The sequence below is a fragment of the Stenotrophomonas bentonitica genome, assembly GCF_013185915.1.
GTDB classification, from domain to species: Bacteria; Pseudomonadota; Gammaproteobacteria; order Xanthomonadales; family Xanthomonadaceae; genus Stenotrophomonas; species Stenotrophomonas bentonitica.
Window position 1 is genome coordinate 1,782,004 of sequence record NZ_JAAZUH010000001.1, and the last position, 12,881, is coordinate 1,794,884.

A 12,881-nucleotide genomic window follows, 5' to 3' on the forward strand; every position below is an offset into this window, starting at 1 on the left:
GAGGTGGCATCGGACAGGCGCGAGCGGTGATTGGGCTGGGCATTGGGCTTGGTTCGCATCCGGAAAGCGTACACCAATAGCAACACCCCGCCCCGCCAGCGGGGCGGTCAGAAGTCCACGCGCAGCCCGATGTTTCCTTCGATCACCCGCCGCTCCTTCAACCGGTGGCTGTCCAGGTCGCGGGTGTAGTCGGCCACCGCGAACGCACTGATGTTGGCGTTGTAGCGCGCGACCACGCCGAGACCGACTTCCAGGGCGCGATAGCTCTGCTCGCTCATCAGCGGGTCCCCGCCGATGTCGATCCGGTCCTCGCCGCTGAACGCGCGCCAGTAGTTGAGCTTGAAGTAGGGTTGCCAGCCGTTGTCGACCAACATGTAGTCGCCCGCCAGGCGCAGCCCGATCCGCGCGGTCCAGGCATCGTCGTTGTCCACCCGCAGCACCGACAGCGCATCGCGGGTGTCGTCGATCCGGGTCTTCTGCCAGATCACCTGGGCCTGCGGTTCGAGCCACCAGGCCGAACTACCGAAGTGCAGCAGCGGCTTGCCCACTTCGAGCGAGGCGGTGGTGCCGTCGCCCTTCATGTCCACGCCGATGCCGCGGCTGGAGACGCTGTCGCCGTCGTAGCGGCTGCGCATCAGCACCGCATCGAGGTAGCCGTTGGCGCTGCCGACCCGCGTGTAGGACAGGCCCACGTGCTTGTCGTCCAGCCGCGAGCGGCCGACATCGACATTCTCCCAGCCCAGCGCGAAGCCGGTGACATTGCCCTTGGCGCGGGTCTGCCCGACGAAGAGCCCGACCTGGTTGCGCACGTCGCCGTCGTCTGCATACAGGTCGCCGCCGGCCTGCACGCCGACAAAGCGGCCATTGAAGCCGGGCTGCGCATCGCCGGCCCAGTTCTGCTCGTGGCTCTGCCCGATCATGCGACCCCACACCGAACGGAAGATGCCCTCGCCACGCAGCAGACGCTGTTCGCCCTGGCGCTCGTGGAAGGTGCCCAGGCTGGCCATGCTGGTCTCGCGCAGCAATGGCGGGATCACTGCGTAGGTCGGCGTTTCCACGCGGTAGATCGGCACCACCGCCATCTGCGGTGGACGCGCCTGCGGGGTGGGCGGCACCTGCATCGGGCTCGGCACCGGCACCGGAACCGGCGGCGGAGGGGGCTCCGGTGGCACGCCCGCCACCGGCGGTGGCGGCGGGGGCGGGTCGGGAACGACCACCACCGGCGCCGGCACCGGGCCGGGCACGATGGTGGAGCGCAGGTACCAGTTGTTGCTGGTGCCTGCGCTCACGCCGCCCTTGAACAGGAAGTACTCGAACGCACCCGCCGACAGGCTGCCGGCCAGCGAGAACGCGCCTGCGGCGGTACTGCCGCCGTTGGTGGCCTGCACCACCATGATGCCGTCGGCCACGGTGCTGGCACCGCCGCCACCGACATTGGTGACGCGCATGATCGTATTGCCGGTGGCACTGCCGCCGGCGATCACCAGCCGGTCCGACGCCGAGGCGTCGTTGCCCAGCACCGTCTGCAGCGCCAGGGTGCCGCCGTTGCCGACGTAGTTGCCGGCAATGGTGAAGGTATCGCCAGGCGCACTGCTGCCGTTGCCCAGCTCGATGCGGCCGGCATTGCTCACGTTGGCGAGCTGGCCGGCGGTGAACGCGGCCACGCGTCCGCCGCCGCCACCGGCCAGCAGCGCACTGGCGCTGTCGATGAGCAGCGCTCCGGTGCCGCTGGCGCTGTCGCCCAGCGCCAGCGTGCCGTCCATGGTCAGCTCGGTGCCGCGCGTGGCATTGACCTGCTCCCAGTTGGCGAACCGTGCCACGCCGCCGGTCTTGACGTTGAGCATGTCCAGCCGGTCGGTGCCCGGGCCGGCGTCGAACAGCGGCAGCGCACTCATCTGGGTCGGAGTGAGGTTGGTCAGGGTGGCGGTGTCGTTGCCCTCGCCGAAGTCCACCGGTCCGCGCAGCACGCCGCCGCCGGTCCATTCGAAGCGGTCGTTGCCGACGCTGAGCAGGATGCTGCCGCCCACCGAGCCGCCGCTGATCTTGACGATGTCGTCGCCACCGCTGACGCTGATGTTGCCGCCGATGTCGCCCCCGGAGAGTTCGACCCGGTCCTTGCCCAGGCCGGTGACCAGGTTGGCGTCGATGCTGCCGCCGGACATCAGGAAGATGTTGTCGTCCAGCTTCATGTTGACCCGGCCGATGCGGCCGCCGGTCATCTCGGCCGAATCGCCGTCGTCGAAACCGCCGATGATGTGGCCGGCGGTCATGCGGAATTTGTCGAAGCCATCGCCCTGCACCAGCCCACCGACGGTGCCGCCGGTCATCACGAACGTGTCGGGATCGCGGCTCTGGTCGATGCTGCCGGTCACCGTGCCGGCGCTGATCTCCAGGCTGTCCTCGCCTTCTCCCTGGTCGATGCGGTCGATGGTGCCGTCGCTGATCACCATGCTGTCGGTGCCTGCGCCCTGCAGCACGCCGCCGGTGATGCTGCCACCGAGCATCTCCAGCCGGTCGGCACCCAGGCCGAAGATGATGCCGCTGGTGCCGCCACTGATCACGCCACGGTTGATGACCGTGGTGGCGGTATTGCTGAGGATGGCGGCACCGGCGGTGCCGGTGATCGTGCCGCGGTTGTCGATGCGGTGCCCGCCGCCGCCATCCAGCGCGATCGCCGCGCCAGTGGGCACCACCAGCTGCGCGTTGGCCTGCACGTTGACGGTGATCCCGGCCGAGCCGGACACGCTGGCGACCGTTGTGGTCTGCGGATTGGGCGCGGCCGTGGAACAGGTCACGGTCTGGCCGGCGGTGGGTGCGGAGTTGTCGCAGGCCGCCCACGCCGGAGCAGACGCGGTCAACAGCACGGCGGCGAGGCAGCACGAAACAGCAGAGGCCAGCCCGTTGCGGGCCGGCAGGGAGGCATGGGGTTGCATACACCCTCCCTTTCAACGAATGAAATGGGGTATTGCAACGGACCTATGGTTCCCCCCGCAGGGCCGGCTGACGCTACTGTCTGTCCACTGGCGTGATGGCCACGTCAAAAAATGCGCGGGTCAGATCTTGAAATAAACGCGGCGTCGATCAAGCAGCCACACCACGCACCACCAGAACGCGACGAATCCCAGCGCGCACGACAGCGAGGCGAGCTTCGGCGCCGCGGGCATCAGCGAGAGCAGCCCGGCGAAGCACGCCGCCCACGCACCGCTGGCGATCAGCACCAGCGCCATCACCGACGAACCGAGATAGGCGGCAATCGCGTTGACGCCGAAGCGGCGCCCGATCGCCGGCCAGTCCCAGCGGTCGATGAGCTGGTGCGCCAGCAGCAGCGCCAGGATCGACAGCCCGCCGGTCCACAGCACGTAGCTGGGCGTCCACAGGTTCTTGTTGAACGGCAGCACCGCCGCGAGCAGCAATCCGGCGCCCAGCCCGACCAGCGCCAGCCCGGCGAGCGCACCGCGCCGCCCTGCCCGCAGCCAGCTGCCGGCGATCAGTCCCAGCAGCGTGGTGGCGATCGCGCCGGCACTGCTGAGCAGGCCTTCGGGGTCATGGCCGAGTTTGGTGATCGCGTCGTACTTGTACAGGAACGGCGCGAACAACGCGGTGTCCACGCGGCTCACCGGGTTGTGCCACGGCGCCAGCGTGTCGGCACCGAGCAGCAACGCGGTGTAGCCCAGCAGCAACCCAACCAGCACCAGCCAGTGCGTGCGTGCACGCGCATGGATCGCCAGCAGGCCCACAACCGCCACGCACACCGCGATCCGCTGCAGCACGCCCCACAGCCGGTACGCCGGCAGCTCGAACAGCCACCAGGCCAGCACGTGCAGCAGCGCGCCGGCGATCAGGATGCGCAGTGCACGCTGCAGCAGCGTGCGTCCCAGCGCCGGGCGCAGCAGCGGGTCCACTGCACGCGGCACCAGGCTCCAGGCCATCGACACGCCGGCAATGAACAGGAACAGCGGGAAGATCAGGTCGGTGGGGGTGAACCCGTGCCAGTCCGCATGCAGCAGCGGCGCATACACGTGGCCCCAGTCGCCCGGGTTGTTGACCAGCAGCATCGCAGCCACGGTCAGTCCGCGCAGGGCGTCGATGGAGCCCATGCGCACCGATGCGGAGGTGTTCATGCGTCCTCGCGCTGGCCGGCGATCCAGGTCGCACGCACCTGCAGCGCGTCGTCGAGCAGCACCAGGTCGGCATGGTAGCCTTCGGCGATCTCGCCCAGGCGGTCGTCCACGTTGAGGAACTGCGCCGGGTAGCGCGAGGCCATGCGCGCGGCTTCGTCCAGCGGCAGGCCAAGCAGGTTCACCGCGTTGCGCACGGCGGTGACCATGTCCAGCGCCGACCCGGCGAGCGCGCCGGCCGCGTTGCGGACAACGCCATCGACCACAGTGATTACTTCGCCATACAGCTCGAAACTGGGGCTGTCGGCGCCCACCGGCGACATCGCGTCGGTGACCAGCATGACCTTGCCCGCGGGCTTGGCCGCCAGCGCCACGCGCAGGCTGCCGGGATGCACGTGCACGCCGTCGGCGATGATGCCGATCCAGCTGTCGCGGTCTTCCAGCGCCGCGCCGACCGCACCGGGTTCGCGCCCGGTCAACGGCGACATCGCGTTGTACAGGTGGGTGAAACCGCGGACGCCGGCGTCCAGCCCGGCACGCGCTTCTTCATACGTGGCCGCGGTATGCCCGGCGGCGACGATGACCCCGCGCTCGACCAGCGCGCGGATGCTGTCCAGCGGCACCCGCTCGGGCGCCAGGGTCAGCAGGGTCACGCCGTTGTCGAGCGAGGCCGCGAGTGCGATCTCGTCGGCATCGGGCACGCGGAATTTGCTGGCATCGTGGGTGCCCTTGCGTCCCGGTGCGATGTACGGCCCTTCCAGATGGATGCCGATCACGCCGGGCACGCCCTGCTCGATCGCGATGCGGGTGGCGTCGATCGCGGTGCGCATCACCTGCACGTCGTCGCTGATCAGGGTCGGCAGCAGCGCGGTGGTGCCGAAGCGGCGGTGCGCCGCCGCCAGCGTGCGCAGGCTGTCCACGTCGGGCGTGTTGTTGAACAGCACGCCGCCGCCGCCGTTGACCTGCGCATCGATGAAGCCCGGCAGCAGCCAGCCGCCACCGAGGTCGACCTGCTCGTCCGCGCTGCCCAGCTGCGGCGCCGCGTCCGGCAGCAGCGCGCTGATCCGCCCCGCTTCGATGACCACCGCCAGATCGTCGCGGAAGCCGTCAGCGGTGAGCACGCGCGCATTGCGCAGGACGGTCTTCATCAGACGGTCTCCGTGACCTTGTTCAAATGCGGCGGCAGGTCCGGGTTGTGGCCACGACGCAGCGCCAGCGCGTTGATCGCGCGGTAGAACGCCTGCACGGTCAGCAGCGGCGCGCAGGCCGGATGCGGTGCCTGCGGCAATGGCAGGTCGCCGTCCGGCGCGGCCAGCCACACCTGCGCAGCGCGCGCGGCGAACTCGGCGGCCACCGCACGGGTGCCGGCGCCGGTTTCGTCCGGCTGGGCGAAGGCGAGCACCGGGAAGCCCGGCCCGACCAGCGCCATCGGGCCGTGCTTGACCTCGGCCGAGCTGTAGGCCTCGGCGTGCAGGCCGCAGGTTTCCTTGAACTTCAATGCGGCTTCCTGCGCCGCGCCCAGGCCCAGGCCGCGGCCGACCACGAACAGGTTGTGCGCCGGCACAAGGCCGTCGGTCAGCGCCGACCAGTCGCTGTTCCAGGCCTGGCGCAATGCATCGGGCAGGGCCTTCAGCGAGGCGACCAGGCCGGCATCCTGGCTCCAGTACGCGACAAGCTGCAGGATCGCCGACAGCGAGGCCAGGTAGCTCTTGGTTGCCGCCACGCTGCGTTCGGCGCCCGCGCCGAGCGGAATCACCGTTTCGGCCAGCTGGGCCAGCGGCGAATCTTCCACGTTGACCAGTGCCACCACGCGCGCACCGGCCGCGCGCGCGGCTTCGGCATTGCGCAGCAGGTCCGGGCTCTTGCCGGACTGCGAGATGACGATGTACAGAGCCCCGCGCAGCTGCAGCGGCGCTTCGTACACCGAGCCCACCGACGGCGAGGCCGAGGCGGTCACCAGGCCGAGCTTCGTCTCCAGCAGGTACTTGGCATAGGTCGCGGCGTGGTCCGAGCTGCCGCGCGCGCAGGTCACCACGAACGGCGGCGGCGCCGCGCGCAGGGTCGCGGCCAGCGTCTGCACCGTCGCTTCGTTGCGCGTGAACTGCGCGGCGATCACGTCGGCCGCTTCGGCGGCTTCGCGGAACATCAGGGTGTCGTGCGGGGCTGGCAGGGACATGCGGGACTCAGGTGGTTTCGGGGGTGGGGGGACGCGCGGCCAACGGCCGCATCGGGGCAGTGGAACCGCGCACGATCAGCTGCGGCACGAAGCCCTGGTTCTGCAGCTGCAGCGGCGCGTCGTCGTAGGCGTCGCTGCGCAGCTGCGCGATCAGCAGGCGTGCGGCATGCCGGGCGATGTCTTCGGTGGCCTGCTTGGCGGTGGTCAGCGGCGGCCAGGACTGCCGCGAGAACGGGCTGTCCTCGAAGCCGGCGATGGACAGGTCGTAGGGCACGTTCATGCCGGCCGACTTGGCCGCGGCAAGCACGCCGGCGGCGATTTCGTCGTTGGAACCGAAGATCGCGGTGGGCGGTTCGCGCAGCGCCAGCAGGCGTCGCGCGCCGCGGAAGCCGTCGTCGAAGGTGTAGTCGCCCTGCACCACCAGGTGCTTGTCGTGCGGAATTCCGTAGTCGCGCAGCGCCGCTTCGTAGCCGGCGTGGCGTTCGCCGCTGGAGCGGTGCGAGGAACCGCCCCAGAGGAAGCCGATGCGCTGGTGGCCGAGCTGGATCAGGTGCTCGGTGATCTCGTAGGCGGCCTCGCGGTCGTCCACGAACACGCAGGCGCCGTCCTGCGGGTCGGCGGTGGCGGCGATGATGCGCACCAGCTTGATCCCGCGTGCGGTCAGCGCAGCCACCAGGTCGGCACGCTCGGACATCGGCGCGGTCAGCACCAGGCCAGCCAGGCGCGAACGCTGCACCCAGTCGGCCAGCTCTTCGGCCAGCATCGGCGAGCTGGAATCGCAGGGATGGATCTGCAGCCCGAAGCCGGTTTCGCGGCACGCGGCGAGCACGCCGTTCTGCACGCCGATGATGTGGTACGGGTTCGGGTTGTCGTAGACCAGCCCGATCACCAGGGTGGTGCCGGTGCGCAGGTTGCGTGCGGCGGGATCCGGCTCGTAGTCCAGCTCGGAGATGGCACGCAGCACGCGCGCGCGCGTAGCCTGCATCACCGACGGTTCGTTGTTGATGACCCGCGAAACGGTCTTCAACGATACCTTGGCCCGCTCGGCGACATCCTTGATGGTCGCTCTACGCATGCTCTTTTCCTGGCTCACCGGTTGGGCGTCCATCATCGCCGATCACTGCCCGTCGCGGGGCAGGCCGATCCGGTAGCCGCGCAACGAGTAGAACAGGATGTACAGGTAGCACGGCACCATCAGCCCGGCGAACACGAACTGGAAGTCGAAATGCTGCTTCAGCACCGCGAACGCCTGCGGGATGATCGCGCCACCGGCGATGGCCATCACCAGCAGCGCCGAACCGGTTTCGGTGAAGCGGCCCAGGCCGCGGATGGCCAACGGGAAGATCGCCGGCCACATCATCGCGTTGGCGAAGCCCAGCGCGGCCACGAAGCCCACCGACACATAGCCATGGGTGAACAGCGCGCCGATGCAGAACAGCACGCCCAGGCTGGCCGAGATGCTCAGGTAGCGCGACTGCGAGACCACGTGCGGAATCAGCGCCAGGCCGGCCAGGTAGCCGATCAGCATGGCGAACAGGGTGATCGAGGTGAACAGCTTGGTCTGGTCCAGCGGCAGGCCGAAGCCGTGCCCGTAGGTCCCGATGGCGTCACCGGCCATCACTTCCACGCCGACGTATACGAACAGGCACAGCACGCCCAGCCACAGGTGCGGGAACTGGAAGATGCTGGTGCGTTCGGCCACGCCGGGCGCGCGCGCCGGGGTGGCGTTGGCTTCTGCGGTCTTGATTTCCGGCAGCGGCGAGAACAGCACGCCCACCGCGAGCACCACCAGCAGCCCCGCCATGGCCATGTACGGCATCTGGATCTTGGCTGCGAAGGTGTCCAGCAGTGCGTTGCGGGTCACCGGATCGGCGGCGGCCACCTGGTCGGACAGGTCGCCGATGCCGTGCAGCACCAGGGTGCCGATCAGGAACGGCGCGATCATGCCGGCAATCTTGTTGCAGATGCCCATCAGCGCGATGCGGCGGGCGGCGGTCTCGATCGGACCCAGGATGCTGATGTACGGGTTCACAGCCGTCTGCAGCAGGGCGAGGCCGCTGCCGATGATGAACAGGCCGCTGAGCGCGCCCGGGTACCAGCGCTGCTGCGCGAAGTGGGCGAACACCACCGCACCGGCGGCCATCACCAGCAGGCTCAGGCTCAGGCCCTTCTTCATGCCGGTGCGCTTGAGGATCCACGAGGCCGGCAGCGCCAGGAAGAAGTACGACAGGTAGAACACCATCAGCACCAGGAAGGCGCCGACCTCGTCCAGCTCGAAGGCCAGTTTGACGAAGGTGATCAGCGGGCCGTTGAGCCAGGTGAAGAAGCCGATCAGGAAGAACAGCACGCCAATGATCAGGATCGAGGTGGCCACGCTCGAACGCGCGGAAGCAGCAGGCACTGCGGACATCGGGAAGGCTCCTGCATCGACGGCACGCAGGCGGCGTCGGAAGAGTGGCTGGGAACAACGTTGTCACATTTATTCGATGGGCCACCGGTCTTTGTCAACAACTGGTTTCGTCCACGGCGCGGGAAAACCGCATGCTGCACCTGCGCAAAGACCCGGCGAGCGCCCGCCGCGCCTTCACGGGGCCCCGGATTGCAGCGGGTTTGCGAAATCATGACGGCATCGGCATGAAAACGTTTTCTTGTGACGCAGGTCGCTGCGGCGCAGCATCGAAAGTCTGAGGTTATCGTTGACATCGTTGTCAGAACGATTACAGACTCCGCTCATTCGCCGGGGCCAGACCCGGCCGTACGCATCCCAGGGGAGTCCGAGTGACCGCAGCCGCCCACGCCATACCGGCCCATGCCAGCTCCGCGATGCCGCCGTTCCTGGCCGCGGATGTGGGTGGCACGCACGTCCGCGTGGCCCGCGTGCAGGCCAGCGCCGACCCGGCCCACCCGGTGGAGCTGCTGGAGTACCGCAAGTTCCGCAATGCCGACTACCCCGGCCTGAGCGCGATCCTGTCGGCCTTCATCGCCGACGGCGAGCGTCCCGCGCACTGCGTGGTGGCCACGGCCGGCTACGCCCGTGAAGACGGCACCGTGATCACCGCCAACGTGCCGTGGCCGCTGTCGGCTCGCCAGATCGAGCGCGACCTGGGCCTGGAAGCGGTGTACATCGTCAATGATTTCGAAGCGGTGGCCTATGCCGCTGCCCAGGTCGACGCCAGCGGCGTGCTGCAGCTGACCGGCCCGGCCACGGCACCGCGCGGCCCGACCCTGGTGGTCGGCCCCGGCACCGGGCTGGGCGCCGCGCTGTGGATCCCCACCGCGCACGGTGCGGTGGTGCTGGCCACCGAAGCGGGCCAGCCGACCCTGGCGGTCAGCACCGAACTGGAAATGGCCATCGTCCGCCAGATGCAGCGCGAGCACGCGCACGTCTCGGTCGAGCACGCGCTGTCCGGCCCGGGACTGATGAACCTGTATCGCGCCGTGTGCGCGATCGAAGGGCAGCCGGCGGTGCTGGCCACCCCCGATGCGATCACCGCCGCGGCCGTGAGCAACCGGGACGTACTGGCACGCCAGAGCCTGGAAGTGTTCTGCGGCCTGCTCGGCAGCACCATCGGCGACATGGCCCTGCAGTACGGCGCCCACGGCGGCGTGTACCTGGCCGGCGGGATCCTGCCGCAGATCCGCGAATTCCTGTTGAACAGCACCTTCGTCGCCCGTTACCTCAACAAGGGGCCGATGCGCGAGGCGCTGGAACGTATTCCCGTGAAGGTGGTCGAGCACGGGCAACTGGGCGTCATCGGCGCCGCCAGCTGGTACCTCGGCCGCACGGACGCTTGAATCAGTTCCAGAAGTAAGTCGCGCACCGGCAACGGTCGCTGGGCAAGGTTGTACGCATCTCTAACCGAACGCCGTCGCTGGCGCACACACGATTGATGAGGAGAGACATCATGAACCACCGTATCAGCCTGCTTTCGGCAGCCATTTTCAGCTGTATCGCGTTCGGCGCCCACGCGCAGGAAGCCCAGCCCACCGCCACCGACCTGGACACCGTGACCGTCACCGGTATCCGCGGCTCGATGGAGAAGTCGCTCGACACCAAGCGCGAAGCCAATGCGCGCCTGGAAGTGGTCACCGCCGAAGACGTCGGCAAGCTGCCGGCGCACAACGTGGCCGACACCCTGCAGCGCCTGCCGGGCGTGAACATCAGCTCGGCCAGCGCCGACGAAGGCGGCTTCGACGAAGCCGACCGCGTCAGCCTGCGCGGCACCGCCCCGAGCCTGACCCAGACCCTGATCGACGGCCACAGCGTCGGGTCGGCCGACTGGTTCGTGCTCAGCCAGGGCAACAACGTGGGCCGCAGCGTCAGCTACTCGCTGCTGCCGTCCGAGCTGGTCAGCTCGGTGGAAGTGAACAAGTCCTCGCAGGCCAAGCTGCAGGACGGCGGCACCACCGGTACCGTCAACATCATCACCCGCACCCCGCTGCAGTTCTCCAAGCCGTTCAGCGCCGAAGCCTCGCTCGGTGCGGTGCGTTCGGACCAGGCTGATTCGACCGATCCGCAGTTCTCGGGCCTGGTCAACTGGAAGAATGACAGCAACACCTTCGGCGTGCTGCTGCAGGCCTTCTACCAGAAGCGCGAACTGCGCCGCGAAGCACAGGAAATCCCGGGCGGCTTCTTCAAGATCGCCGCCACCGATCCGGTCGCCGCGACCAATCCGGACCTGATCGGCGTGAACGTGCCGGGCCTGCTGGGTTCGACGCTGTTCGAGCAGACCCGTGAGCGCAAGGGCGGCCTGCTGACCTTCCAGTGGAAGCCGATCGACAACCTGACCCTGGGCCTGAGCGGCTTCACCTCGGAACTGGAAGCCAACAACTACAACCGCAACTACATGATGTGGGGCGGCAACTTCGCCCGGTCGCAGGCGCCGAACCCCGGCTACACGATCACCGACGGCGTGCTCAGCAACGCCACCTACGCAGGCGTACCGGGTACCAACTACGCCGTGTACGACATGATCTACCGTAAAGCCTCGGCCAAGACCAGCTACGTCACCTTCGACGCCGACTGGCAGATCAACGACAACCTGGAAGCCAAGTTCCAGGCCGGCACCACCAAGGGTACCGGCGAGACCCCGCGCCAGTTCATCGCCGAAGTGACCCTGGGCCAGGGCGGCGGCGCCAGCTGGGCCACGCATGGCGCCGGTTCGCCTGTGGATTGGAACGTGGGCGGCGACACCAGCCCGAACGGCGTGAGCAGCTTCGGCACCTGGGGCAACCAGCAGGTCAAGGCGGAAGACCAGGAAGACTGGGCCTCGCTCGACTTCAACCAGTACTTCGGCGACGGTGGCGCTGAGCTCGATCGACTTCGGCCTGCGCTTCGCCGACCACGAACGTGAAGCCCTGTCGCCGGAAGGCGCCAGCCCGGGCGACATCTGGTCGGCCCTGCGTGGCAGCGCCACGGGCAACTACCCGGGCAACTTCGCCAGCGGCATCGGTGGCAACTTCCCGCGCGACATCTGGTACTACACCCCGGACGCGCTGCAGACCGCGATCCTCAACAACTCCACCTGGCTGTCCAACAACGACGGTCCGACCGGTCGCCACAACTACGGCGCCGAGTGGAAGGTGAAGGAGAAGAACTTCGCCGGCTACGTGCAGGCCAACTTCACCGGTGACTGGTGGAGCGGTAACTTCGGCCTGCGTTACGTGGACATCAAGCAGGACATCGACACCTACCTGGCGGTGAGCGACCCGGCCCGCGCCGACGTCAGCAGCCTGTTCGGCATGTGGCAGCGCCAGGCCTTCCAGAACAAGCACAGCCGCGTGCTGCCGAGCGCCAACATCAAGTTCGACCTGGACGACAACCTGGTGCTGCGCGTAGCCGCGTCGCAGACCCAGACCCTGCCGGACTACTCGGCGCTGGGTGCATCTGCCTGGGGTTCGGACCTGAACAAGACCGGCGGTGGCGGTAATCCGGAACTGAAGCCGACCATCGGCTCCAACCTGGACGCCAACCTGGAGTGGTACTTCATGCCGCGCGGCCTGCTGTCCGTCGGCGCGTACCACATCGACCTGAAGGACTACATCGCCTTCGACGTGATCAACAAGCAGCTCTTCAGCGAGTTGACCAACCAGCTTGAAACCTACGCCGTCTCCACCCCGATCAATGCCGACGGCAAGGTCACCGGCGTGGAAGTGGCGTACGAACAGCCGATCGGCGAGAACTTCGGCATCAACGCCAACTACACCTACGCCAACGGCACCTCGGCGCACACCTGGGCCGACGGCAGCCACAACCTGCTGGGCACCTCGAAGAACACCTACAACGTGGGCGCCTTCTTCGAGAACGACACCTTCGGTGCGCGCGTCAGCTACACCCGCCGCTCCTCGTTCCTGATCAGCCTGTCCGGTGCGAACCCGTACTACCAGGATGATTTCGGCACGCTGTCGGCCTCGCTGAGCTACTCGCCGACCAAGTGGATGAGCATCACCCTGGACGGCCTGAACCTCAACAACCCGACCTACAAGTACTACCAGAGCGCGTCGATCCCGACTTCGTTCTACTCGAACGGTCGCCAGTACTATCTGAACTTCCGCTTCAAGTACTGATAGGGTGCGTGGAGCCGGGC

8 protein-coding genes and 1 pseudogene are annotated in these 12,881 nt (G+C 68.1%); 3 read left to right on the plus strand and 6 right to left on the minus strand.

What is annotated here, in order from left to right:
* Positions 1-107: 107 nt before the first annotated feature.
* From HGB51_RS07835 to HGB51_RS07860, 6 genes are all read right to left on the minus strand, one after another.
* On the minus strand, positions 108-2,933 hold the full coding sequence (locus HGB51_RS07835; protein ID WP_171966776.1) for an autotransporter family protein: 2,826 nt from the start codon (positions 2,931-2,933) through the stop codon (positions 108-110).
* 120 nt (positions 2,934-3,053) lie between these two features.
* A complete protein-coding gene (locus HGB51_RS07840; protein ID WP_070209657.1) occupies positions 3,054-4,121 on the minus strand; it encodes an acyltransferase family protein in 1,068 nt (355 codons plus the stop codon).
* A complete protein-coding gene (nagA, locus tag HGB51_RS07845; RefSeq protein ID WP_171966777.1) occupies positions 4,118-5,266 on the minus strand; it encodes an N-acetylglucosamine-6-phosphate deacetylase in 1,149 nt (382 codons plus the stop codon). The genes HGB51_RS07840 and nagA overlap by 4 nt, the downstream gene beginning before the upstream one ends.
* Positions 5,266-6,294, minus strand: a complete 1,029-nt coding sequence (locus tag HGB51_RS07850) for an SIS domain-containing protein (RefSeq protein ID WP_070209642.1) — start codon at positions 6,292-6,294, stop codon at positions 5,266-5,268. Before HGB51_RS07850 ends, nagA begins: the two co-directional genes overlap by 1 nt.
* 7 nt (positions 6,295-6,301) lie before the next feature.
* Positions 6,302-7,369 (minus strand): LacI family DNA-binding transcriptional regulator, encoded by a 1,068-nt coding sequence (locus HGB51_RS07855; protein ID WP_070209643.1) that lies wholly within the window; start codon positions 7,367-7,369, stop codon positions 6,302-6,304.
* A 42-nt stretch (positions 7,370-7,411) separates the two neighbouring features.
* Entirely contained in the window at positions 7,412-8,704 is a 1,293-nt protein-coding gene (locus HGB51_RS07860) for a sugar MFS transporter (RefSeq protein WP_070209641.1), read from the minus strand.
* Between the two features lie 131 nt (positions 8,705-8,835).
* On the opposite strand from HGB51_RS07860, the gene HGB51_RS07865 reads away from it, so the two are divergent.
* From HGB51_RS07865 to HGB51_RS07875, 3 genes and pseudogenes are all read left to right on the plus strand, one after another.
* Entirely contained in the window at positions 8,836-8,982 is a 147-nt protein-coding gene (locus HGB51_RS07865; protein ID WP_171966778.1) for a hypothetical protein, read from the plus strand.
* Positions 8,983-9,117: 135 nt separating this feature from the next.
* The gene (locus HGB51_RS07870; RefSeq protein ID WP_171966825.1) at positions 9,118-10,089 is read left to right on the plus strand and encodes a glucokinase family protein; all 972 of its coding nucleotides are present in this window, start codon (positions 9,118-9,120) and stop codon (positions 10,087-10,089) included.
* A gap of 110 nt (positions 10,090-10,199) precedes the next feature.
* Positions 10,200-12,861, plus strand: a pseudogene (locus tag HGB51_RS07875) (TonB-dependent receptor).
* The last annotated feature ends 20 nt before the right edge of the window (positions 12,862-12,881 follow it).

What these genes read in the sequence shown, in the direction of transcription:
- HGB51_RS07835 (WP_171966776.1), bottom strand. Translation starts at nt 2,933, where the DNA reads ATGCAACCCCATGCCTCCCTGCCGGCCCGCAACGGGCTGGCCTCTGCT.
- HGB51_RS07840 (WP_070209657.1), bottom strand. Translation starts at nt 4,121, where the DNA reads ATGAACACCTCCGCATCGGTGCGCATGGGCTCCATCGACGCCCTGCGC.
- nagA (WP_171966777.1), bottom strand. Translation starts at nt 5,266, where the DNA reads ATGAAGACCGTCCTGCGCAATGCGCGCGTGCTCACCGCTGACGGCTTC.
- HGB51_RS07850 (WP_070209642.1), bottom strand. Translation starts at nt 6,294, where the DNA reads ATGTCCCTGCCAGCCCCGCACGACACCCTGATGTTCCGCGAAGCCGCC.
- HGB51_RS07855 (WP_070209643.1), bottom strand. Translation starts at nt 7,369, where the DNA reads ATGCGTAGAGCGACCATCAAGGATGTCGCCGAGCGGGCCAAGGTATCG.
- HGB51_RS07860 (WP_070209641.1), bottom strand. Translation starts at nt 8,704, where the DNA reads ATGTCCGCAGTGCCTGCTGCTTCCGCGCGTTCGAGCGTGGCCACCTCG.
- HGB51_RS07865 (WP_171966778.1), top strand. Translation starts at nt 8,836, where the DNA reads ATGCTGCACCTGCGCAAAGACCCGGCGAGCGCCCGCCGCGCCTTCACG.
- HGB51_RS07870 (WP_171966825.1), top strand. Translation starts at nt 9,118, where the DNA reads ATGCCGCCGTTCCTGGCCGCGGATGTGGGTGGCACGCACGTCCGCGTG.